This window comes from Micromonospora sp. NPDC049171 (assembly GCF_040648275.1).
Classification (GTDB): domain Bacteria; phylum Actinomycetota; class Actinomycetes; order Mycobacteriales; family Micromonosporaceae; genus Micromonospora.
This window is the reverse complement of sequence record NZ_JBEZDJ010000023.1, coordinates 124,666-146,593: the sequence shown is the minus strand read 5'-3', so window position 1 is coordinate 146,593 and position 21,928 is coordinate 124,666. Positions and strand designations below refer to the sequence as shown.

25 protein-coding genes are annotated in these 21,928 nt (G+C 70.5%); 14 read left to right on the top strand and 11 right to left on the bottom strand.

The window, feature by feature from the left end:
- Window positions 1-9: 9 nt before the first annotated feature.
- The 3 genes from AB0B14_RS26820 to AB0B14_RS26810 are packed head-to-tail and all read right to left on the bottom strand — an operon-like array spanning window position 10 to window position 1,287.
- Window positions 10-552, bottom strand: a complete 543-nt coding sequence (locus tag AB0B14_RS26820) for a DUF1360 domain-containing protein (RefSeq protein WP_357067045.1) — start codon at window positions 550-552, stop codon at window positions 10-12.
- Between the two features lie 55 nt (window positions 553-607).
- Window positions 608-946 carry an SRPBCC family protein gene (locus AB0B14_RS26815; RefSeq protein ID WP_357067043.1) on the bottom strand — a complete coding sequence of 113 codons (339 nt, stop codon included), beginning with the start codon at window positions 944-946 and terminating at the stop codon, window positions 608-610.
- Window positions 946-1,287, bottom strand: coding sequence for a DUF6158 family protein (locus AB0B14_RS26810; RefSeq protein WP_357067041.1), 342 nt, complete (start codon window positions 1,285-1,287; stop codon window positions 946-948). Before AB0B14_RS26810 ends, AB0B14_RS26815 begins: the two co-directional genes overlap by 1 nt.
- 131 nt (window positions 1,288-1,418) lie before the next feature.
- Here AB0B14_RS26810 and AB0B14_RS26805 point away from each other — a divergent pair, with 131 nt between their 5' ends.
- Entirely contained in the window at window positions 1,419-1,841 is a 423-nt protein-coding gene (locus AB0B14_RS26805) for a hypothetical protein (RefSeq protein ID WP_357067039.1), read from the top strand.
- A gap of 26 nt (window positions 1,842-1,867) precedes the next feature.
- On the top strand, window positions 1,868-2,197 hold the full coding sequence (locus AB0B14_RS26800) for a DUF3817 domain-containing protein (RefSeq protein ID WP_357524788.1): 330 nt from the start codon (window positions 1,868-1,870) through the stop codon (window positions 2,195-2,197).
- A gap of 49 nt (window positions 2,198-2,246) precedes the next feature.
- Here AB0B14_RS26800 and AB0B14_RS26795 read toward each other — a convergent pair whose 3' ends face one another.
- On the bottom strand, window positions 2,247-2,747 hold the full coding sequence (locus tag AB0B14_RS26795) for a DUF6232 family protein (RefSeq protein WP_357067035.1): 501 nt from the start codon (window positions 2,745-2,747) through the stop codon (window positions 2,247-2,249).
- A gap of 509 nt (window positions 2,748-3,256) precedes the next feature.
- Here AB0B14_RS26795 and AB0B14_RS26790 point away from each other — a divergent pair.
- A complete protein-coding gene (locus AB0B14_RS26790) occupies window positions 3,257-4,234 on the top strand; it encodes an NlpC/P60 family protein (RefSeq protein WP_357524786.1) in 978 nt (325 codons plus the stop codon).
- A 74-nt stretch (window positions 4,235-4,308) separates the two neighbouring features.
- Here AB0B14_RS26790 and AB0B14_RS26785 read toward each other — a convergent pair whose 3' ends face one another.
- The 4 genes from AB0B14_RS26785 to AB0B14_RS26770 all read right to left on the bottom strand — a co-directional run bounded on the left by AB0B14_RS26785 (window position 4,309) and on the right by AB0B14_RS26770 (window position 8,620).
- On the bottom strand, window positions 4,309-5,298 hold the full coding sequence (locus AB0B14_RS26785) for a sigma-70 family RNA polymerase sigma factor (RefSeq protein WP_357067031.1): 990 nt from the start codon (window positions 5,296-5,298) through the stop codon (window positions 4,309-4,311).
- A 377-nt stretch (window positions 5,299-5,675) separates the two neighbouring features.
- The gene (gene murQ / locus AB0B14_RS26780; protein WP_357067029.1) at window positions 5,676-6,617 is read right to left on the bottom strand and encodes an N-acetylmuramic acid 6-phosphate etherase; all 942 of its coding nucleotides are present in this window, start codon (window positions 6,615-6,617) and stop codon (window positions 5,676-5,678) included.
- On the bottom strand, window positions 6,614-7,528 hold the full coding sequence (locus AB0B14_RS26775) for a MurR/RpiR family transcriptional regulator (protein ID WP_357067027.1): 915 nt from the start codon (window positions 7,526-7,528) through the stop codon (window positions 6,614-6,616). Before AB0B14_RS26775 ends, murQ begins: the two co-directional genes overlap by 4 nt.
- 75 nt (window positions 7,529-7,603) lie before the next feature.
- The gene (locus tag AB0B14_RS26770) at window positions 7,604-8,620 is read right to left on the bottom strand and encodes an NAD-dependent epimerase/dehydratase family protein (protein ID WP_357524784.1); all 1,017 of its coding nucleotides are present in this window, start codon (window positions 8,618-8,620) and stop codon (window positions 7,604-7,606) included.
- 173 nt (window positions 8,621-8,793) lie between these two features.
- Here AB0B14_RS26770 and AB0B14_RS26765 point away from each other — a divergent pair, with 173 nt between their 5' ends.
- Window positions 8,794-9,486: an SDR family NAD(P)-dependent oxidoreductase gene (locus AB0B14_RS26765; protein ID WP_357067022.1), complete on the top strand. Its 693-nt coding sequence runs from the start codon at window positions 8,794-8,796 to the stop codon at window positions 9,484-9,486.
- On the opposite strand, the gene AB0B14_RS26760 is transcribed toward AB0B14_RS26765, so the two are convergent.
- Window positions 9,471-10,142, bottom strand: coding sequence for a thymidylate kinase (locus tag AB0B14_RS26760; RefSeq protein WP_357067226.1), 672 nt, complete (start codon window positions 10,140-10,142; stop codon window positions 9,471-9,473). The genes AB0B14_RS26765 and AB0B14_RS26760 overlap by 16 nt on opposite strands.
- 182 nt (window positions 10,143-10,324) lie before the next feature.
- Between AB0B14_RS26760 and AB0B14_RS26755 the strand changes: the two genes are divergently transcribed.
- The 5 genes from AB0B14_RS26755 to AB0B14_RS26735 all read left to right on the top strand — a co-directional run bounded on the left by AB0B14_RS26755 (window position 10,325) and on the right by AB0B14_RS26735 (window position 12,760).
- The gene (locus AB0B14_RS26755) at window positions 10,325-10,909 is read left to right on the top strand and encodes a nucleotidyltransferase (protein ID WP_357067020.1); all 585 of its coding nucleotides are present in this window, start codon (window positions 10,325-10,327) and stop codon (window positions 10,907-10,909) included.
- Complete coding sequence (locus AB0B14_RS26750) at window positions 10,906-11,181, top strand: hypothetical protein (RefSeq protein WP_357067018.1); 276 nt, start codon at window positions 10,906-10,908, stop codon at window positions 11,179-11,181. Before AB0B14_RS26755 ends, AB0B14_RS26750 begins: the two co-directional genes overlap by 4 nt.
- Window positions 11,182-11,191: 10 nt before the next feature.
- Window positions 11,192-11,968: a metallophosphoesterase gene (locus tag AB0B14_RS26745; protein WP_357524782.1), complete on the top strand. Its 777-nt coding sequence runs from the start codon at window positions 11,192-11,194 to the stop codon at window positions 11,966-11,968.
- Window positions 11,959-12,102: a GPGG-motif small membrane protein gene (locus AB0B14_RS26740; protein WP_007464364.1), complete on the top strand. Its 144-nt coding sequence runs from the start codon at window positions 11,959-11,961 to the stop codon at window positions 12,100-12,102. The genes AB0B14_RS26745 and AB0B14_RS26740 overlap by 10 nt, the downstream gene beginning before the upstream one ends.
- A gap of 163 nt (window positions 12,103-12,265) precedes the next feature.
- Window positions 12,266-12,760: a TspO/MBR family protein gene (locus AB0B14_RS26735; RefSeq protein WP_357067013.1), complete on the top strand. Its 495-nt coding sequence runs from the start codon at window positions 12,266-12,268 to the stop codon at window positions 12,758-12,760.
- A 49-nt stretch (window positions 12,761-12,809) separates the two neighbouring features.
- Here the strand turns inward: AB0B14_RS26735 and AB0B14_RS26730 are convergent, their stop codons facing one another.
- Window positions 12,810-13,583, bottom strand: coding sequence for a peptidoglycan DD-metalloendopeptidase family protein (locus tag AB0B14_RS26730; protein WP_357524780.1), 774 nt, complete (start codon window positions 13,581-13,583; stop codon window positions 12,810-12,812).
- 247 nt (window positions 13,584-13,830) lie between these two features.
- Between AB0B14_RS26730 and AB0B14_RS26725 the strand changes: the two genes are divergently transcribed.
- From AB0B14_RS26725 to AB0B14_RS26705, 5 genes are all read left to right on the top strand, one after another.
- Window positions 13,831-15,177, top strand: a complete 1,347-nt coding sequence (locus AB0B14_RS26725; protein ID WP_357524778.1) for an ABC transporter substrate-binding protein — start codon at window positions 13,831-13,833, stop codon at window positions 15,175-15,177.
- A 70-nt stretch (window positions 15,178-15,247) separates the two neighbouring features.
- Window positions 15,248-16,294, top strand: a complete 1,047-nt coding sequence (locus tag AB0B14_RS26720; protein ID WP_357067007.1) for a sugar ABC transporter permease — start codon at window positions 15,248-15,250, stop codon at window positions 16,292-16,294.
- A gap of 1 nt (window position 16,295) precedes the next feature.
- Window positions 16,296-17,264: a carbohydrate ABC transporter permease gene (locus tag AB0B14_RS26715; RefSeq protein ID WP_357067005.1), complete on the top strand. Its 969-nt coding sequence runs from the start codon at window positions 16,296-16,298 to the stop codon at window positions 17,262-17,264.
- 67 nt (window positions 17,265-17,331) lie between these two features.
- Window positions 17,332-18,378 (top strand): LacI family DNA-binding transcriptional regulator, encoded by a 1,047-nt coding sequence (locus AB0B14_RS26710; RefSeq protein ID WP_357524776.1) that lies wholly within the window; start codon window positions 17,332-17,334, stop codon window positions 18,376-18,378.
- A gap of 32 nt (window positions 18,379-18,410) precedes the next feature.
- A complete protein-coding gene (locus AB0B14_RS26705; protein ID WP_357524802.1) occupies window positions 18,411-20,084 on the top strand; it encodes a glycoside hydrolase family 13 protein in 1,674 nt (557 codons plus the stop codon).
- Between the two features lie 341 nt (window positions 20,085-20,425).
- Here AB0B14_RS26705 and AB0B14_RS26700 read toward each other — a convergent pair whose 3' ends face one another.
- The gene (locus AB0B14_RS26700) at window positions 20,426-21,859 is read right to left on the bottom strand and encodes an MFS transporter (protein ID WP_357067001.1); all 1,434 of its coding nucleotides are present in this window, start codon (window positions 21,857-21,859) and stop codon (window positions 20,426-20,428) included.
- Between the last annotated feature and the right edge of the window lie 69 nt (window positions 21,860-21,928).

Here is a 21,928-nt window from a genome sequence, read left to right as displayed (position 1 = left end):
TCTACTCGATCAGTCGTCGTCGTGGTGCCCACCCTCGGCGGCCTGCTGCGCCATCGCGTACGCCATCTGAAGGAAGTCGGATGCGGCGACCGCCGTCAACGCGGTGGCCACCAGCCGGGTCAGCCGGGGCGCGAGCACCAAGCCACCGGTCAGCCCGGTGGCCACCCAGACCGCCAGGCAGAACGGGCAGCTCAGCAACTCGCCGATGGCGTGCCGGGTGGGGCTCCCCGAGTCGCGGACCTGCTCCATCACCTCACCGCTGCCGATCGGGCGGTCGTAACGGGTGAACGGCGCCCGCAGCGGGCTGGTCACCGCGTCCTTGGACAGCAGCCGGCTCAGCTTGTGCGTGGCGATCGAGAGCAACACCACGTCGGACGAAGTGGGACGCTCCGGCACCGGTCGACCGGTCGCCTTGACCAGACCGGCGAGTGCACCGGTCACCCCGGCGTAGGCGCCCATCGCCACGAGGTAGCCGCCGAGCGGCCGGTGTTCGTGCGGCGCGTACGCCCGGCGCAGCCGCGTCGCCTTCTGTCGCAGGCCAGTGTCGCTCACCCGGTCTCCTTACCTTCTTGTGATGGGGTGCGGGAGCGGCAGCCGCGTGGCCGCCTCAGCCGGCCTGGAGGTTGTCGGCGACCTCGCGCGCCAGGTTGGTGAGCGCCTCGTCGGCCAACTGGTCCGGGGCCGGCCCGCTCGATCCGTCGGCAAGGTCGAGCTGGATCCGGGCACCGCCGGAGTCGCCCGGCTCCACCCGGATCTCGGCGGACCAGTCCTCGGCGTCGCCATCCCCCCACCGGGCCCGCAGCTCCGCAGCGCTGATCTCCGCGGCGGGACTGCCGTCACCGCGCAGCGGCTCCGGCAGCCAGGCCGAGGCACGGTCGGGGTCGGTGGCGGTGTTGAACACCACCTCGGGTGGCGCGGACATCCCGCGCACCGCACGCGCCGGCATCAGGAGTCCCGCAGACGGTTGGGGTCGACCTCCCGGCCCGGGTGACGCGCCAGGTATTCGGTCTCGAGCTCCGCGGTGCGCCGCAGGTGGTTGGCGAGCGCCGAGTCCGCCGCGTGCCGCAGGGTGTCCAGGCGGGTGCGGTGCAGGCTGTGCATCTCGCGGATCAGATCATCGTCGGTCAACTCTGTCGGGTCGATGCCGAGCACGTCGCCGTCGAGATCCGTGGTGCCCGCCGGGTCGGCGAGCTGATCTCCGCCCCACTCGGGCACCCGCTGCTCCGGGCTCATGTCCGTGCTGCCGCTGGACGCAAAGCCGTCCTCACGTACCGATCCGGTCATCATCGCCCCCCTTGATCTCGTTTGGGCTGGCGTCTAGACGATTGCCCAGGCGTGGTGACGCCAAACCATCCCGGCCGCGCGACAACTACGACACGGTGTCGGAGACCCACGGCGCCCCCGGTACCCTCGGTGCCATGAGGCGGCTCTGGACCCCGGCGTGGATCGCACGTCACGTGGCCATGGTCGTGCTGGTCGTGGGCTTTCTCGGGCTGGGCTGGTGGCAGATCAGCCGGGCGGCCGCAGGCAACAGTCTGAGCTGGGGGTACGCGGTCGAGTGGCCGATCTTCGCCGGCTTCGTGGTCTACGTCTGGTGGCGTGAGGTGAAGTTGGCCCGCCGCCGGGCGGCCGACACCGACGCGCCACCGGCGCAACCGGCCGCCGAGCCCGAGCCAGCGGTCACCGCGGGATCCCGACCGGCGGTACGCCGACCGGTGCGGGTGTCCCGGGTGCCGTCCGGTGGCGACGCCGTCGAGGACAGCGACCTGGCCGCCTACAACGACTACCTGTCATGGTTGAGCGCCAATCCGGGCGCCCGACCCGGTGACTATCCCGGCTGAGCCGGGCTCGGAAGGACGGAACCAAGGTGGGCGCTGCCCTTACCCGGTACCGCGCGATCGCCTGGATCGTGGGTGTCGTGCTGATCCTGCTGGTCGTGATCGGTATGCCGCTGAAGTACGTGTTCGACAACGCGGTGGTGGTGGAGACGGTGGGGCCGGCGCACGGCTTCCTCTACATGATCTACCTGGTGGCCGCGTTCGACCTGAGCCGTCGGGCGGACTGGCCGCTGAAGCGGACGCTGCTGGTGATGCTGGCCGGCACCGTGCCGTTCGTCTCGTTCTACGCCGAGCGTCGGGTCAGCGCCTGGGTGGCCGCGCCGCAGGAGCAGCGGGCTCCGGAGCCGGTCGCCCGTTGAGCGCCGGGTGGGCCGACGCCCCGCCCGGCGCGGGCCCACCGTCGTCGCGTCAGCGGCTGGGCCGCCACGGTTCGGTCGAGGCGAGCGGGTCGACCCAGCCGCCGTACCGGTTCATCTCCCGGGCCCGCAGCAACGCCCGGGTGACCTGACCGAACTGCCGCTCGTCGTCGGCGCTGAAGAGCAGCGTCTCCGCTCCCCCGTACCACCCCCACAGCTCGTGTGGCGGCGGACGCCAGCGATCGCCGGCCAGGGCGAGCGCACCGGGCAGCAGGAAGACCGCGCCGAGGATGAGGTACGCCCCGGCGGTCAGGTGTTGCAGCCCACCGGTGAAGCCGAGCAGCAGCCCGACGCCGCCGATCATGCCGGCGGTGATCGCGACGGCCCGGACGGCGATCCGGTCGTGCGGGCCCCGGGTGGTACGCAGATGGGTGAGGTCGGCGACCCGGTAACTGGTTCGGCCGACGGTGAACCGGTCGACGGTCACGATGATGCCGGGCCGCGCGTACAGCAGGGTCGACCGGGCGCCCGGCACCGTTCGCGGCGGTCGCACGTTTGCGCCTTCACGATTCACGGTTCCTCCCGCGGGGGACGGTTGGCCGAGTGAGCCGGCGGTGGCAGATATCGATACCTGCCGACGGGATTCCCGGCTTCAGCCTCATTGTGTTGGGGCGCGGCCAGCCGACCTGGGCATTTGCCGGCTTCCCAGCGCTCACCCCGGCGAGGGATATCGTCAGGAAACCGCATCCATTTCGTCTTTTATCGGTTATGGCGGCCGGGGATCCGGCGGTATACGCCCGGAACGACGAAAGTCATATATCCGTCACCAGCCGCGAAACGGGCTTTGTCCGCGTCCCAGCAGGTGTCAGCAGCGCCACGGACCGCAGCGGCACGAGCCGCCACTCTTCCCACATTCGCCCCTGCTTCAACTGCGAGCGACATCCGTCCCGGGTTAGGTTGGGTGAGCCGGTCTGGCCCAGTGCCGTCCGCCCGGGTGGCCCCGGCCGGTGTCGCCGAGGGCGTCAGCAGCCCCAGCGGCCGTGGGAGAGGGGCCTTCCGCTCTTGTCATCCCTGAGAAACCTGCTGCGTACCGTGGCGCTGGCCGGCATGTCGGCCGCGCTGATCGCTCCGACGGCGGTGGCTCACGCCGAGCCGTCCCCCGCCGACCTGACCCGCCGGATCGAGACGTCCTCGGCCGAGTTGGAACGGGTCGTGGAGTCGTACAACAAGTTGCGTGAGGAGATCAAGACCAACGAGGCATCGGCGGCCCGATTACAGGCCCGCATCGGCCCGCTGGAGCAACAGGCCGAGCAGAGCCGGGCCGACGTGACCGAGTTGGCCACCACCGCGTACAAGAGCGGCGGCCTGCGCACCGCGGACGCCCTGCTGCGTCCCGGCGGCTCCGCCGCGCTGCTGGACCGGCTGAGCACGCTCGACCAGCTGACCCGCCAGCGGCAGGAGCGCATCTCCGGCTTCAGCGCGGACCAGCGGCGACTGCTGGACGAGAAGGCCGGCCTGGACGCCACACTGAAGCGGCAGGCCGCGCGGGCCCGTCAGCTCGCGGCGGGCAAGAAGCAGATCGAACAGGACCTGGCCAAGCTGTACGAGCTGCGTCGGCAGGCATACGGGGCGGCGACCGAGCGTCCCGAGCCCAAGGCGGCGGTGGCCGAGGCCAAGAACGTGCCCGCGGTGGCCGGTGCTGCCGGCACCGCCGTGCGCTACGCGTTCGGAGCCGTGGGCAAGCCGTACGTCTGGGCAGCCGACGGGCCGAACGGCTACGACTGTTCCGGGCTGACCTCGGCGGCCTGGCGGGCGGCCGGAAAGTCCCTGCCGCACAACACCCGAATGCAGTGGGGTGCCGTCGCGCACATCGGTCGGGGCGACCTCCGCCCCGGTGACCTGGTCTTCTACAGCGGGCTCGGGCACGTCGCCCTCTACGTGGGCGACGGCCAGGTGATCGACGCGCCAAGCGCCGGCCGTAACGTGCTCAGGCGAGGCATGAACATGATGGCGATCCAGGGCTACGGCCGGGTTCGCTAGTCACCCGACCGGCAACGGCGAACGGCCGGCGTCCCCCTATCGGACGCCGGCCGTTCGCCGTCATTACTACCAGGTCAGGCTGCCTGCAGCCCCTCCGCCCGGGCCAGCTCGCGCAGTCGGCCGAGGGCCTGGATCTCCAACTGTCGGATCCGCTCGCGGGACAGCGAGAACCGGGAGGCGACCTCGGTGAGCGAGTGCTCCCGGCCGTCCTCCAGCCCGTAGCGGGCCCGCATGATGCCGGCGGACCGGTCGTCGAGGTGGTTGAGCAGGCCCTCGATGCGCTGCCGCTCCAGACCGCTGAGGACGATGTCCTCCGGCGACGGCGCGTCACTGTCGGCGACCAGGTCGCCGAGGCTGGTGTCGCCGTCGTCGCCGACCGGGGTGTCCAGCGACACGGTGTCCTGCGACCACCGACGCAGCTCGTTGACCCGCTCGACGGTTACGCCGAGGGAGGCCGCGATCTGCTCCGGCTCCGGGTCGGAGCCCAGCTCACGGGTCAACTGCCGGGCCACGTTGCGCATCCGGTTGACGTCCTCCACCAGGTGCACCGGCAGGCGCACGGTGCGCTCCTGCTGGGCGATCGCCCGGCTGATCGCCTGGCGAATCCACCAGGTGGCGTAGGTGGAGAACTTGTAACCACGCTCGTAGTCGAACTTCTCGACCGCCCGGACCAAGCCGGTGTTGCCCTCCTGGATCAGGTCCAGCATGGGCATGCCCGAGCGCACGTAGCGGCGGGCGATCGACACGACCAATCGGAGGTTGGCGCGGATGAAGAGGTCCTTCGCGCGCTCGCCCTCGACGACCAGCCACTCCAGATCGGCCCGGTCCACACCGGCGCGGACGGCTTCCTCACCGAGCAGGTGCTCGGCGTAGAGGCCGGCCTCGATCGCCTTGGAGAGTTCGACCTCCCGAGCGGCGTCCAGCAGTGGCGTCCGGGAGATCTCGTGCAGGTAGACGCCGACCAGGTCGCGCTCTTCGGCCACCTGATCGGTTCGCATGCCGATGTTCTTGTCCACGTTGCCCACGGTCCCCTCGCTCGCGCCGGTTGCCCGGTTCCTTGCCATTCCCCACGTCCGTCAACCCCTGGTAACTTCTGCTGTGCCCACCGGTGCTGACACCTACACAACAGATGAGACGTGTCGGGGATTCCATGTCGTGAGTCGAAAGTGTCACGAATGCCTGAGTAATAGCTGAGAGCCCGGTCCATGTTTGCTGTCAGCATCCCGCCGGGTGGCTCGCCGCTGGGCACCACGCACGGGTTACGCTCCATGGCAACACCGCCCGCCGTGGGGGCACAGCGACCCGGGTCACCACCACGCTGCGATCCTGGTCACTGCCAGATACGCACCGAAGGACCGCTCGGTTCATCCTCGAGGGTGTTATTACCCCCCGGCCAGATGAACAATCCGAGGCTTTGTTCGCTTCCCGGGGGCGTGTGCGGCTAGGACGCGAGCAGGGCGAGCGCCCCGCGTACCTGGTCGGCGGAGCGGGCCAGCGCGGCGCGGGCGGCGTCCACCTCGGCACCGGAGACCAGGGCGACAAGTGCCGTCTTCAGGTCACCGTCGGCCGCCACGAGCGCCTGCCGGGAAACCTCCTCCGCGCAACCGGTGGCCTCGACCAGAATCGAGATCATTCGGCCGCGGAGTTTCGCATTGGTGGCCACCATATCGATCATGAGGTTCGAGTAGACCCGCCCCAGGCGCACCATGACGGCTGTCGAGAACGTGTTGAGCACCAACTTCTGCGCCGTGCCCGCCTTCATCCGGGTCGACCCGGCGACCACCTCGGGTCCGGTGTCCACCCCGATGAACACGTCCACCGACCGGGCGGCCTCCGCCTCCGGATTGGCGCACAGCAGCACCGTCGAAGCGCCCTTGGCGCGGGCCGCGGCGAGCGCCCCGAGGACGTACGGGGTGCGTCCGCTGGCCGCCAGACCGACCACCAGGTCACCGCCGCGTACACAACTGGCCGCCTCGACCGCGGCACCCCGGTCGTCGTCCTCGGCGTCCTCCACGGCCCGCCACATGGCGTCCGGGCCCCCGGCGAGGTGGGCGCAGAACCAGTGTCGGGGCGAGTTGAAGGTGGGGGCCAGTTCGGCCGCGTCGAGCACACCGAGCCGACCGGAGGTGCCGGCACCGAAGTAGTGCACCCGATGGCCGCCGCGCAGGGCCTCGACCGCCAGGTCGACGGTGGTGGCGATCTCGTCGAGCACCGCGGCGACCGCCGCCGGCACCCGCCGGTCGGCTTCGTTGATCACGGTGAGGACGTCCCGCGTCGACATCAGGTCGAGGTCGACGCTGAGCGGGTTGCGCCGTTCGGTGGGTGCGCCCACCCGGACCGTCGGGCGAACGGGCGTTGCGGGCAGGTCCGCACCGGCCGTCATGCCCGCCTCCGGTTCGCACCCACCCGGTGCGACTGGACCGCCTCGGCGGTCGCCTCCAGGGCCTTGCGGGCCCGCGCCCGGTTGCGGGCGGCCACCCCGACGAAGAGACAGTCGACCACGGTGAGCTGGGCCAGCCGGCTGGCCGTCGCGCCGGAGCGGTAGGTGGTCTCCCGAGCCGCCGTGGTGAGCACGAAGTCGGCCACCTCGGTGATCGGCGAGCGGGGGAAGTTGGTCAGCGCCACGGTGCCGGCACCCCGCGTGCGGGCCTGCTCCAGCACCTCGATCACGTCGGAGGTCGTGCCGCTGTGCGAGATGCCGATCGCCACGTCGCCCCTGCCGAGGAGAGCGGCCGAGGTCAGCGCCGTGTGCACGTCCGGGAAGTAGAAGGCGATCCGACCGATGCGGTGCAGCTTCTGCTGGAAGTCCGACGCGACGAATCCGCTGGCACCGGCACCGTAGATGTCGATCCGGCCGGCGCTGTTGATCGCCTCGACCACCTGCTCACAGACGGCGGGGTCGAGCTGCTCGGCAGTCTCCTCGACGGCGCGGGCGTCGTTGAACGCGATGGTGGCGATGATCTGGGCGAGGTCGGCGCCGGGCGGGATGTCGCCGCCGACCACCCGGGCGTCGGGTGGCTCGATCCGGCGGGCGGCCTCGGCGGCGAGCCGGATGCGGAGTTGGGGATAGCCATCCATGCCGACCGAGCGACAGAACCGGATGACTGTCGCCTCCGACGTCTCCGCCGCGGTGGCGAGGTCGGTGATGGTCCGCCGGGAGGCGGCGGCCGGGTCGGACACGACCAGCCGGGCAACCCGCTGCTCGGCAGGAGACAGCGACGGCAACAACCCGCTGATGTGGACGATCAGCCCACCGGGCTCCTGACTCGCAGAAATCTTCGGACTCTTCGCCACGGGTGAAACTTACTTTCACCAAGCGTGAGCGTCAACCATGACTGGCCGGGACGAACGAAACGGCCGACGGCCCGATCACCGATCCCGCACAGCCTGCCACTCCCGCAATACCGCCGCCTCATCCGCCGGGTCGAGTCCGCCCTGCCGTACGGCGGCCGGCTCCGCTGCCATCCAGGCCGCGGTCGCCCGAACAGTGTCCGACAGTGGACGGATCGCCAGCCCGGCACCCAGAGCCGGTGCGGCGTCCCGGTCCATCAGACCACCGGTCTCCGGCAGCCGCACCCAGAGTGGCAGGGCCCGCTCCCCGGACCACTCGCGGACGTCGTGGGCCAGCAGGAACTCCTGGTCGACCCAGGTGAGGACCGGATCGGTGACACCCAGCCCGGCGGCCACCCCGTGCAGCAGGTCAGCCCGGGACATCGCCGGCCCGGTGCCGTCGTACGTGCCGGTGAGGCCGGTGCCGGCGGCGTGCAGCAGCCAGCCCGCCAGATCGGCCACGTCCACGAACTGCACCCGGTCGGTCGGGCGGCCGGGTGCGAGCACCTCCCCACCCGCCGACAGCCGCCGCACCCAGTACGGGAAACGATCGCTCGGGTCCTCCGCACCGACGATCAACCCAGCCCGGCAGATGAACGAACGGTCCACGCCCATCCGCTCCCGGACCAGCTCCTCGATGCTCACCTTGCACTCGCCGTACCAGCGGTGGTCCGGGCCGACCGGACCGTCCACCTCCGGTGGTGCCGGCGGCAGCACCGGTGCGTCCGAGGCGGTCTGACCGGGGGTGGTGTGGTCCGCGTACACCGAGATCGTCGACACGAAGGACCAGTGGCCGACCCGCTCGGCGAGTGCGTCGAGCGCGTACCGGGCGTGACTGATCTGGCGGGTCACATCGATCACGGCGTCGAAACCCTCGCCGGCGAGCTGCGCCAGAGCCTGGGGATCGTCCCGGTCCACCGGCACGAACCGGGCCCCGGCCGGCGCGACCCCGGACACGCCCCGGGCCGCGCAGGTCACCTCGTGACCCTGCTCGACGGCGAGCTGGGCCGTCGCCCGGCCAAGGAATCGAGTGCCACCCAGAATGAGAGTTCGCATCAACCGATCCTGCGCCCCCAAGGTCCGTTTCAACGACCCACTCTGCCCACGGCAGACCGTGATCATGAAGTTGTTGCCACTCACCTCGGCGTATCGCAGCAATAACCCCATGATCAACGGAGGGGGCTGAGGGGGAGGCGGTCGGGGGTGGGGTGGGGGGTTAGCGTGGGTGCATGGTGGCGCGCAGTGTTTTGGTTACTGGGGGTTCTGGTGGGCTTGGTGGGGCGGTGGTGGGCGCCTTTGTCGAGGCGGGTTGGCGGGTGGTCGTACCGGAGCGGACCGCCCGGCCCGGAGCGGAGCCGGCGGCGGAGGGGCTGGTCCGGCTGGTCGCGGACCTGACCGAGCCGGCGGGCGCCGCGCGGGCGGTCGAGGTCGCCGCCGGTGAGTCGGCGGCGCCGCTGCGCGCGGTGGTCAACCTCGTCGGTGGGTACGCCAGCGGCGGCCTGGTGCACGAGACACCGGTCGAGGACTTCGAGCGGATGCTCACCGTCAACCTGCGGCCCACGTACCTGGTCACCCAGGCCGCGTTGCCGCACCTGTTGGCGGCCGGCGGCGGCGCGGTGGTCTGCGTCGCGGCCCGCGCGGCGCTCACCCCGTTCCCCGGCGCGGCCGGCTACGTGACCGCCAAGGCGGCGGTGCTGGCCCTCGCCAACGCGGTCGCGGTGGAGTACAAGTCCCGCAACGTGCGCTGCAACACAGTGCTGCCCAGCGTCATCGACACCCCGGCGAACCGGGCCGCCCAGCCCGACGCCGACCACTCCCGTTGGGTGGCCCCGGCCGAGATCGCGTCGGTGATCCGGTTCCTCGCGTCGGCGGAGTCCGCGCCCACCAGCGGCGCCACCGTGCCGGTCTACGGGCGGGCCTGAGCCACCAGCGGGCCCTCGTCCCCCCGCGCCGCCCCCGGGGACGCCGGCAGCCAGGTCCCCAGGTGCGCCTGGATCTGCTCGGTCACCTCCTCGGCCGGGCGACCCGCGTCCACCAGCACGAAGCTCGGATATTCGGGTAGCGCCCGGTAGGCGGTGTCCGCCGCGGTCAGCCAGCCCATCGTCTCGTGGTCGGTGCCGCGCTCCTCGATGCGCCGGTACGCCTCCGCCGGGTCGACGGCCAGCAGGAAGGTCACCTGCGGGGTCGGGAACAGTCGGTAGCCGGCCCGGGCCAGTCGCTCCCAGCGGTGCCCGCCATGCGCGCGGATGCTCGCGTACTGGCAGGCGGAGTAGCGGTCCATCACCGCCGTCCGGCCGGTGAGCAGGCAGCTCACCAGGGCCATGGCGATGGCGAGCCAGCGCAGCACGGACTCCACCGCCAGCACACCGTCGCGCCCGACGAGCCGCTGCGCGTCCGGTCGCCCGAGGCGGTGGGCGAGGCGGCCCAGCCAACGACGGCCGCTGGCGTTGCGGCGGTACTTCGCGGGGCGGCCGGCGGCGGTCAGCGCGTCGGCCAGTCGGTGTGCCTGAGTGGTCTTGCCGGAACCGTCGATGCCGATCAGGGCGACGGTGCGCAACCGGGCCCTGCCGCGTCGCATCCCCGATGATCTGGCCACCCTCCACAGGTTATCCGACCCATGCACCGACTCCGCGAGTTTTGTACTGTTTCGTTCCTGTTGGCACCTCGCCGCGACGCAAGGAGGTGTGGCCGACCGGAATGCCGGGTACCGGACCTTTGAAACCCAACCGCCGGTCCACCACATGACGACGGGAGAAGCAGATGGCTGAGCGCGGGGACGAGAGTCTGGTGCACACGCTCAAGAAGGTCGCCGCCGTGCTCAAGCAGTCCGAGATCCCGTTCGCCCTGGGCGGCAGCTTCGCCGTCTACGCCCACGGGGGCCACTCCAGCGAGCACGACGTCGACTTCCTGATCCGGGAGGCCGACGTGGAACAGGCGCTGGAGGCCCTGGTCGCCGCCGGCTTCGTCGCCCAGCGACCCCCGGAGGACTGGCTGGTCAAGGTCTTCGACGACGGCCGGATGGTGGACCTCATCCATCGGCCGATCGAGACGCCGGTAACCGAGGAGACGTTCGCCGACACGGTCATCCGGCCGGTGGACGCGATCCACATGCCGGTCCTGTCGGCCACCCAGCTGATGGTGCACAAGCTGCTGAGCTTCTCCCAGCACTACTGCGACTTCGCCCGCGGTCTGCCGCTGGCCCGCTCGCTGCGGGAGCAGATCGACTGGGAGAGGGTACGCAAGGAGACGCAGCACTCGCCGTACGCCGAGGCGTTCCTGGTGCTGCTGGACCGGCTGGAGGTGGTGCCGGCCGTCGGCACCCAGCCAGGAGAGGGGACATCGTGACCCATCATCGCGACATCGGCGCCGGGCCACCGGACGAGTACGTCGACGCGGAGATCCAGCGGCTGCTCGCCGAGGACCCCGCCGTCGCCGAGCAGGGGATCACCGTGGTCCGACGCGAACGCGCCCTCGTGCTGCACGGCGAGGTGGAGAGCCCGCACCGGCGCGCGGAGATCCTGCGCCTGGTGTCCGAGCGCTTTCCCGACGTACCGATCACCAGCGACATCGGGGTGATCCGCGCCCAGGCGCCCACGGAGATCGAGCAACTGCCCTGAGGGAGGTTCCATGGTGATCCGGATCGCCGCGGTGGGTGACGTGCATCTGGACGAGGACGTGGTCGGACGGTTCCGACCGGCGTTGGAAGAGCTGCCGGAGTGCGCCGACGTGCTGCTGCTGGCCGGGGACCTGACCCGGCACGGCACGGAGGCCGAGGCGCGCTGCGTGGCGGAGGAGTTCGGCGGGCTGGCCGTACCGGTCGTGACCGTGCTGGGCAACCACGACCACCAGTGTGACCAGGTGCCCCAGGTGGTCAAGGTGCTGGAGGACGCGGGCATCACCGTGCTGGAGGGCAACGGCGTGGTGCTGGACTGTGCGGGCGGCCGGCTCGGCATCGCCGGCGTCAAGGGCTTCGGCGGCGGGTTCGCCGGGCGGTGCGCGAGTGACTTCGGCGAGCCGGAGATGAAGGCTTTCGTGCGGACCACCACCGAGAGCGCCGACCGCCTCGGTGCCGCGCTGCGCGCACTGGACTGCGACATGCTCGTCGCCCTCACCCACTACGCGCCGGTGCCGGACACGCTTGTCGGCGAACCGCTGGAGATCTACCCGTTCCTCGGGTCGTACCAGCTGGGGCAGGCGATCGACTCGGCACCCACGGCGCTGGCGCTGCACGGGCACGCGCACGCCGGCAGCGAGCGCGGCACGACCCCCGGCGGGGTACGCGTCCGCAACGTCGCGCACCCGGTGATCAAGCAGGCGTACAGCGTCTTCCACGTTGGCGATCAACTTGATACGGATCAGGTTTCCCCGCTCGGACCGTCGGGTATTCAGAGGTCATGGAGCTGATTCTTTGGATTCTCGCAGTCGTACTCGTGGTCGCCGGCATCCTCGCGCTGTTCCGCCGGCAGATCCTGTGGGGCATCGTCCTCATCGTTGTCGGGCTGTTGGTCGGCCCGGGTGGTGTCAGCATCTTCAATTAGCGCTCGTACGTCATAAAACCGGGACCCGCCGGGGTCGCCGTGGCCGGAGCTTCGTCCTCCCGACAGAAGCATCGGCCGTGGTGATCCCGGCGCTTTTTGTCGGCGGTCGGGCCGCGGTCGGCGGCGGCGTTTGAGCTGACGCCGGGCGGAAATTATCTCGACCATGGAGATAACCCGGAACGCCACGAGGACCTCCGGACGGCGACGGTGGTGGGCCCTCGTCGGCTTCGCCGCGGCCGTCTTCGTCGCGGCCGCGATCGGCGGGCTGGGGGTGCAGGGCACCACCGACGAGTACGCGAGCCTGCGACAGCCCGACTGGGCGCCGCCCTCGGGGCTGTTCGGGCCGGTCTGGTCGGTGCTCTACGCGCTGATCGCCGTGACCGGCTGGCTGGTGTGGCGCCGGGTCGGTTTCGCTCCCGCCCTCTGGGCGTGGACCGCCCAGTTGGTGCTCAACGCGATCTGGACCCCGCTGTTCTTCGGCGCGGGGCAGTACGGGCTGGCGTTCGCCGAGATCGTGGTGATGTGGCTGGCGATCGGGCTCACCGTGGTGCTCTTCGCCCGGGTGTCCCGGGTGGCGGCCGCGCTGCTGCTGCCCTACTGGGCCTGGGTCACCTTCGCCGCCGCGTTGAACCTGTCGATCTGGCAGCTCAACAACTGACCCCACCGGCCCCCGGCGACTCCCGCCGGGGACCGGTGCCGTCTCCGGGTCAGCAGCGGGGCACGCCCGGGATGTAGCCGTCGGAGCCGGTGTACACGTACGCGTCGGCGATGTACCGACCGGAGCCGATGCGGTCCCAGATCGAGCTGGTGCCGTACGTGCCGGTGACCGTGGTGCCACTGGTCTGGCAGGCGATGGTCACGCGGGTGCCGTCGGCGACGGTGCCCACCGAGGCGTACCCGGTGCCGGGGCCGGAGCGGACGGTCAACGCGGTGCCGCTGGTGTCGACAGTGCCGTTGCCGCCGCCCGAGGAGCACCCGTTGTCGCTGGTGTAGTTCTTGCTGCCCCAGTAGAGGCCGAGGGCGCCGTTGAAGCGGACCTGGATGTCGCTGCCGTTGAGGCGCTGCTCGTAGTGCAGGTGCGGGCCGGTCGAGCCGCCGGTGCTGCCGACCCAACCGAGCACCTTGCCGTAGGCGACGGTCTGCCCGACCGAGACGTTGAAGCCGCTGAGGTGGGCGTAATAGGTGCTGTAACCGCCGCCATGGTTGATTCGGACGTATTTGCCATAGCTGGTACCGCCGAGGTCGGTCACCCGGTCGACGGTGCCGGGGGCGCTGGCCACCACCGGGTCACCGTTGTCGTCGGTGCGGTTGAAGTCGACGGCGTACGCCGGGCTGTGGTCCGACCTGGTCTGCCCGGACCAGGACTGGCCGCACGGGAAGGGCACCTTGAAGGTCGGCGCGGCCAGCGCCGGGCTCGCCGGCACCAGTGCTCCCCCGACGAGCAGACCCGTCGCCAGCAGGCTCATCCACCGCTTGCGCATGCAGCTCCTCCTATGTCGAAAACCTTCGATCTGAAGTGCTCAGCCTGACAGATATCGTCAATCTTCGAAAGAGTCCAGGATTCGGGACGGCAACGCGCCCACCAGGCAGCCCGCAGGTTTCCGGATTGTTACTCGCTCGTGTCTGACTGGGGGTGGACCGGGCCGGATGCAAGCGCTTACATGTGTGCACGCCCAATCGGACCGGCGACGGGTGACCAGCACCGCGCCGGCTAGGAAGGAGGACGGCATGGCGGTCTTTACCAGACCACGCCAGGCCTTCGTGATCGCCGGCGTACTCGGGCTGGCGCTCAGCGCCACCGCCTGCGGTACCGGCGACGACAAGAAGAGCAACAACGCGGGCTCCGCCGAGTGCGCCGCATACGACAAGTACGAGGGCCACGACGGCAAGAAGGTCTCGATCTACGCGTCCATCCGTGACGCCGAGGCCGACCTGCTGGAGCGCTCCTGGTCGCAGTTCACCGAGTGCACCGGCATCGAGATCGACTACGAGGGCAGCGGCGAGTTCGAGGCGCAGCTCCCCGTCCGGGTCGACGGCGGCAACGCCCCCGACATCGCCTTCGTGCCCCAGCCGGGCCTCGTGAAGCGCTTCGCGGACGCCGGCAAGCTGAAGAACCTGAGCGCCGACACCAAGGCCCTCGCCGAGCAGAACCTGCCGGCCGACTGGCTGAAGTACGGCACCGTGAACGGGACGCTCTACGGCGTGCCGCTCGGCGCCAACGTGAAGTCCTTCGTCTGGTACTCGCCGAAGACGTTCAAGGAGAAGGGCTGGGAGGTCCCGACCTCCTGGGACCAGCTCATCGCCCTGAGCGACAAGATCGCCGCCAGCGGCATGAAGCCGTGGTGCGCGGGCGTCGAGTCCGGTGACGCCACCGGTTGGCCGGCCACCGACTGGATCGAGGACGTGATCCTGCGGACGGCGGGCCCCGAGGTCTACGACCAGTGGACCACCCACGCCATCCCGTTCAACGACCCGAAGGTCGTCGACGCGGTTGACCGCGCCGGCAGCATTCTCAAGAACGACAAGTACGTCAACGGCGGCTTCGGCGGCGTCAAGAGCATCACCACCACCGCCTTCCAGGAGGCGGGCCTGCCGGTGACCACCGGCAAGTGCGCGATGCACCGACAGGCGTCGTTCTACGCCAACCAGTTCCCCGAGGGCACCAAGGTGGCCGAGGACGGCGACGCGTTCGCCTTCTACTTCCCGACCATCGACCCGGCCAAGGGCAAGCCGGTGCTGGGCGCGGGCGAGTTCGTCGTCGGCTACGCCGACCGCCCCGAGGTCCAGGCGGTGCAGACCTACCTGGCTTCGGCCGAGTACGTGAACAGCCGCGCGAAGCTCGGCAACTGGGTCACGGCGAACAACAAGCTGGACATCGCCAACGTGGCCAGCCCGATCGACAAGCTCTCCGTCCAGCTCCTCCAGGACAAGTCGGGCACCTTCCGCTTCGACGGATCCGACCTGATGCCGGCAGCCGTCGGCGCGGGAACGTTCTGGAAGGGCATGGTCGAGTGGCTGAACGGCAAGCCGACCGCCCCGGTGCTCCAGGGCATCGAGAGCAGCTGGCCTAAGTGATCCCGGCGGTGGCCCGGCCCGCGCCCGCGGGCCGGGCCACCGGACGAGGTGGACCCGGAAGGGAGGGTTGATGAAGTTCGACTTCGCCGATCAGCAGCCGAAGTTCCTCATGCTGATGTACGGGCTGGTCGCCTTCGTGGTGGTCGTGGGTGGTCTGCTCCTGTTGCTCGACGTGGTGCCGGCCTGGTTCGCCCGTCGGCGGGAGGCTCAGCTCGTCGCCGCCTCCGTGGGCGGGGGCCCGCTGCCCCGCCGACGCAAGCAGCGGGAGGGGCTCTTCGCGTTCTTCTTCCTGCTGCCGACGCTGCTGTTGCTCATCATCGGCCTGGTCGTGCCGGCCATCCGCACCACGCTGCTCTCCCTGATGGACGGAAGCAGCACCAACTGGGTGGGCCTGCGCAACTACGGCTGGATGTTCTCCGACGACTCGATCGTCCGGGTCCTGATCAACACCCTGGTCTGGGTGCTCCTCGTCCCGTTGGTGGCGACCGGGTTCGGCCTGATCTACGCCGTACTCGTGGACAAGGCCCGGTTCGAGGCGGTGGCCAAGTCACTGATCTTCCTGCCGATGGCCATCTCCTTCGTCGGCGCCAGCATCATCTGGAAGTTCGTCTACGCCTACCGAGGTGAGGGCGACCAGATCGGTCTGCTCAACCAGATCGTGGTCAGCCTCGGCGGTGAGCCGAAGCAGTGGCTCCTCGAATCCCCGCTGAACACGCTGCTGCTGATCGTCATCATGGTCTGGATCCAGGCCGGTTTCGCCATGGTGGTGCTCTCCGCCGCGATCAAGGCCATCCCCGACGACATCGTGGAGGCCGCCCGGCTGGACGGCGTGAGCCCGTGGCAGATGTTCTGGCAGATCACCATGCCGAGCATCCGGCCGGCGCTGATCGTCGTGGCGGTGACGCTCACGATCGCCACGCTCAAGGTCTTCGACATCGTCCGGACCTCGACAAACGGCAACTACGACACCAGCGTGATCGCCAGCGAGATGTACAACCAGGCGTTCCGGTACGGCCAGAACGGGCAGGGCTCGGCGCTCGCCGTCTTCCTCTTCATCCTGGTCATCCCGGTCGTGATCTACCAGATCCGCAACCTCCGTCAGCAGCGGGAGGGCTGAGATGACCACCGCAACGCCCACCGTCACCGTCGGCACCCAGAAGACCGACGGCACCCCGACGACCACGGCCGGACGGGTCCGCAAGCGGTTGAACAGCCGCACCGCGACGCTCGTCTCGATCGTCATCGCGGTGGTCTGGACCATCCCGACCTTCGGCCTGCTCGTCTCGTCCCTCCGACCGGAGGACGAGATCAAGACCACCGGCTGGTGGACCGCGTTCACCAACCCGCAGTTCACCTTCGAGAACTACCAGCAGGTCCTGTTCGGGCGGTCGGCGTCCTCCGGGCAGCTCGCCGGTTCGTTCATCAACTCCCTGGCGATCACCATCCCGTCGGTGCTCTTCCCGCTCGCCTTCGCGTGCCTGGCCGCGTACGCGCTGGCCTGGATCAACTTCCGCGGCCGGGACTGGGTCTACATCGCGATCTTCGCGTTGCAGATCGTGCCGTTGCAGATGGCCCTGGTGCCGCTGCTGAAGTTCTTCTCCACCGGTGTCACCCTCGGCGGCGTCACGCTGATGCCGGCCTGGGACCTCGTCGACGAGCAGAAGTTCGCCCAGGTGTGGTTCGCCCACACCTGCTTCGCGCTTCCGTTCGCCGTCTTCCTGCTGCACAACTTCATCTCGCAGCTGCCCGGAGACCTGATGGAGGCGGCCCGGGTCGACGGGGCCACCCACCCGAAGATCTTCCGTAGCATCGTGCTGCCGCTGATCACCCCGGCGCTCGCGGCGTTCGGCATCTTCCAGTTCCTCTGGGTCTGGAACGACCTGCTGGTCGCGCTGATCTTCGCCGGCGGCGGCAACGAGACCGCCCCGCTCACCGTCCGACTCGCCGAGATGGCCGGCACCCGGGGCAACGAGTGGCAGCGGCTCACCGCCGGAGCGTTCGTCTCCATCGTCGTACCGCTGATTGTCTTCCTGTCCCTACAACGCTTCTTCGTGCGAGGTCTGCTCGCCGGGAGCGTCAAGGGCTGACCCGCTTGCCCGCCGTCGCCCGGCCCCTCGGGCGGCGGCGGGCGTTCTGGCACCGAGCGGGGGAACCGTGACGAAGATCGATGATGTCGCCCGGCTGGCCGGTGTGTCCACGGCCACCGTCTCGCGGGCCCTGCGCGGGCTCCCGACGGTCTCCGCCGCCACCCGGGGCCGGGTGCTCGCCGCCGCCGAGCAACTCGACTACGCGGTCTCGCCGAGTGCGTCCCGGCTCGCCGGCGGCCGGACCGGCACGGTCGCGGTGGTGGTCCCCCGGATCACCCGCTGGTTCTTCAGCACCGTCGTCGAGGCAGTCGAGGAGCACCTGCACCAGTCCGGCTACGACCTGCTGCTCTACAACCTGGGCGGCCGGGAGCAGATCCGCCAACGGGTCCTGCGCACGGCCAACCTGCACAAGCGGGTGGATGCCATCATGCTGGTCGCCACGCCACTGCGGCCGTCCGACCTGACCGCGCTCGCCACACTGGACCTGCCCGGCGTGACAATCAGCTCGGGCAGCAGGGTGCCCAACTGGCCCTGCGTAAGGATCGACGACGTCGCGGCCGCGCGGGCCGCCACCCGGCACCTGATCGACCTCGGCCATCACCGGATCGCGCACATCTCCGGCGACCCGGACGACGAGTTGGCCTTCACCACCCACCTGGACCGACGCCGCGGCTACCAGGCGGAGCTGCGCGCCGCCGGCCTGCGGCCCGACCCGAGCCTGGATGTCGAGTCCACCTTCACCATCGACGGCGGCATCCGGGCCGCCGCCGAGTTGCTGGTCCGCGGCGATCCGCCGACCGCGATCGTCGCCGCCTGCGACGAGATGGCGATGGGGGCGATGACCGCGGTACGCGACGCCGGGCTGCGGGTGCCGCACGACGTCAGCGTGATCGGCATCGACAATCACGACCTGGCCGGTGTGCTGGGGCTCAGCACCATCGCCCAGCCCGCCGCCGAGCAGGGCCGGCTCGCCGCCCGGATGCTGCTCGACCCGCTCGGGGCACGCCCCCCAGGGCCCGTCGTGGACCAACGCGACGCCGGCGGCGCCACACCGGTGATCCTGCCCACTCGGCTGGTCGTCCGGGACTCGACAGCACCACCCCGGGCACACTGAAATCCACCCACCGCGCGACACGGGAGAAGACCCTGAACACCGATCCGACGCAGCAGACCCCCTCCGGTCACCCAGTCACCGGCTGGTGGACCGAGGCGACCATCTACCAGATCTATCCCCGTTCGTTCGCCGACTCGGACGGCGACGGGATCGGTGACCTGCCCGGCATCACCGCCCGCCTCGACCACCTGGTCGAGCTGGGCGTGGACGCGGTGTGGCTGTCGCCGTTCTACCCGTCACCGCAGGCCGACGCCGGCTACGACGTGGCCGACTACCGCGACATCGACCCGCTGTTCGGCACCCTCGCCGACGCGGACAAGCTGATCGCCGAGGCCCGGTACCGCAGCCTGCGGGTGATCGTCGACCTGGTTCCCAACCACACCTCGTCCGCGCACCGCTGGTTCCAGGCCGCGCTGGCCGCCGCGCCCGGCAGCCCGGAACGGTCCCGGTACATCTTCCGGGACGGCCTCGGGCCCACCGGGGACCAGCCGCCGAACGACTGGCAGAGCGTCTTCGGCGGTCCCGCCTGGACCCGGACGGTGGACCCCGACGGGCAACCCGGCCAGTGGTATCTGCACCTGTTCGACACCGGGCAGCCGGACCTCAACTGGGAGAACCCGGAGGTGCACGCGGAGTTCCTGGACGTGCTGCGGTTCTGGCTGGACCGCGGGGTGGACGGCTTCCGGGTCGACGTGGCACACGGCCTGATCAAGCAGGCCGACCTGGCCGACTGGCAGGAGCCGCAGGAGATCCTCTCCGGCAACGAGATCGACAAGCCGCGCCCGCCGATGTGGGACCAGGAGGGCGTGCACGAGATCTACCGGCAGTGGCGACAGGTTCTGGACAGCTACCCCGGCGAGCGGGTGCTGGTCGCCGAGGCCTGGGTGGAGCCGGCCGAGCGGCTGGCCCGCTACGTCCGCCCGGACGAGATGCACCAGGCGTTCAACTTCGAGTACCTGCTCGCGGCGTGGACCGCACCGGCCCAGTACGCGGTGATCACCCGTTCGCTGGAGGCGACCGACTCGGTCGGCGCGCCGACCACCTGGGTGTTGTCCAACCACGACGTGGTGCGGCACGCCTCCCGGCTCGGCCTGGCGATCGGCGGCGGCCGCCCCAACGGCATCGGCATCGGCGACCCGCAGCCGGACGCCGCGCTCGGCCTGCGCCGGGCCCGGGCGGCCACCCTGCTGATGCTCGCCCTGCCCGGCTCGGCGTACCTCTACCAGGGCGAGGAGTTGGGGCTGCCCGAGCACACGACCCTTGCCGACGAGGCTCGGCAGGACCCGACCTGGGAGCGCAGCGGGCACACCCAGCGCGGCCGGGACGGCTGCCGGGTGCCGATCCCGTGGGAGGCCGACGCCCCGTCCTACGGTTTCGGGCCGACCGACGCGAGTTGGCTGCCGCAACCGCCAGTGTGGGCGGAGTACGCGCTGGACCGCCAGCGCGACGTGCCCGGCTCGACGTACGAGCTGTACCGCACGGCGCTGCGGTTGCGCCGTGCGCACGGGCTGGGTCGCGGCACCCTGGAGTGGTTGTCCTCCGGCGACGAGACGCTGAGCTTCCGCAACGGTGAGCTGACCGTGCTGACCAACTTCAGTGCCGCCCCGGTGCCGGTGCCGACCGGTGCCGAGGTGCTCGCCACCAGCGCACCCCTGGACGACGACGGCGCGGTCCCGACCGACGTCACCGTCTGGCTGCGCGGCTGATCTCGCGCCGACCGGCCCGCTCCGCGGTACTCGCGGGTGGGCCGGTCGGGGCGGACCGCCCCGCTGTGGAGCTGATGTCGTAGACGATTCACCCCCACCGGGCCGCGCCAACGCCCCCAAGCCGCCCTGGAAACCGCACCGAGAGTCCCGCCGCGCCGATCTTGCAGTTCCGGTCGCCGGTATGGACTCGATGCCGCTTATGTCGGGGCAGCAAGCGCAAGATCGCGAGACCGGGGGTGGCTTGGCCTGGTCGATCATGGACTTGTGGTGCCCGATCTGTCGTTTCTCGGGTCATTTGTCACCCACCACAACTCCATGATCGACGGGGGGGTGGGGTGGGGTTAGAGGCGGGTGGCTCGGGTGTTCAGGAGGCTGTGGACGTTGTCGATGTCTTCCGGTGAGGTGCGGGAGGCTAGCCAGTACATGACGCCGGTGGGGATGAAGAAGAGCTGGAACGCGGCAAGCCCGACCGCGAAGTTCAGCGGCGGCGGGAATGCCGCCCGCAACCCCTGGAACGCCACCCCCACCAACCCGTTGCCGGCCGCGCGACCGACCCCGTTGACCAGGTTGCCCAGGCTGTAGACGGTGCCGCGGTGCTCCGGCGGGTTCACGTCGGCGATCAGGGCGAACCAGTTCGGCGAGTTGGCCGAGGTCAGCGCGAGCGCCACGACCGCGGTGAGCAGGCTCAGCCCGACCGACGGCTCGGTGAACACGCTGGCCAGCACCGCGCCCACCACCGCGCCGCCGCCGGCACCGTCCGGCACGTCGATGGTCACCGGGACGAAGAACAACACCAGGTAGAACGGCAGCGCGGCGAGGATGCCGACCGCGGCGACCAACGCCCGACCCCGAGGGGTACGCCGTTGCACCGCGTCGCCGATCAGGCCGCCCACGATGGACAGCACCCCGCCGAGCTGGAACAGGGTGGCGAAGACGCTGCCCACCACCACCGCGGTCGACGCCGAGTAGCCCTGGGCCTCGGCCCGCTCGGCGAAGAGCACCGGCAGCCACACCAGCGAGCCGAACGCGGCCTGGGCGGTCAGCCCCTGCAGGATCAGCCACCGGTTGGTCCGTCGGGCCAGGATGCGCGGCAGGTCGGCGCGGCTGATCCGATAGTCGTACTCGGCGCCGGCGTCCAGCCGGTCGGCCAGTTCCGGCTCGCTCTGGCCACGCCGGACGTCGTACGTGAACAGGTAGGCCAGGGTGGCGACCAGGCCGACGCCGGTCAGCATCAGGAAGGGGCGCCGCCAGTCGGTCGACCCGAGCAGCCCACCGACGAGCGTGCCCGCCAGGGTGCCGACCCCCTGGGAGAGGCCCCAGAAGCTCATCACCAGCCCCCGCCGGGTGGGTGAGATCAGATCGGTGACCACGGAGAAGCCCACCGAGCCGACCGCGCCGAGACCGATCGCCGCGACCAGCTGTGCGAGCAGGAAGGTCAGGTAGCCGCCGGCAAGAGCGCTGCCTCCGGTGCCCGCCGCCCAGAGCAGCGTGCCCACCATCAGCAGCGGCTTACGGTTGGTCCGGTCACCGACGTACGCCCAGCCGACCGCGGCCACCGCGCTAACCAGGAAGCTGACCGCGGTGACGAGACCGAGCAGCCGCCCGGACACGTCGAACGCGTCGGAGATCGGGCCGTACAGCGGCGGGACCAGCCCGATCGCCACGTTGTCCAGTGAGGCGAGCAGCACGAACACCACGACGCTGTACAGCCGGTGCGCCGGGCCACCGCCGCGGCCGTGCGGGCGCTGGCCGGGCCCGCCACTGGTCACCGTCATGACCGGCAGCCAACCAGACTCCGCCGAGGGTGCCGTCACGCGGGTGGGTGCCTGTCGACGTGCACCGGC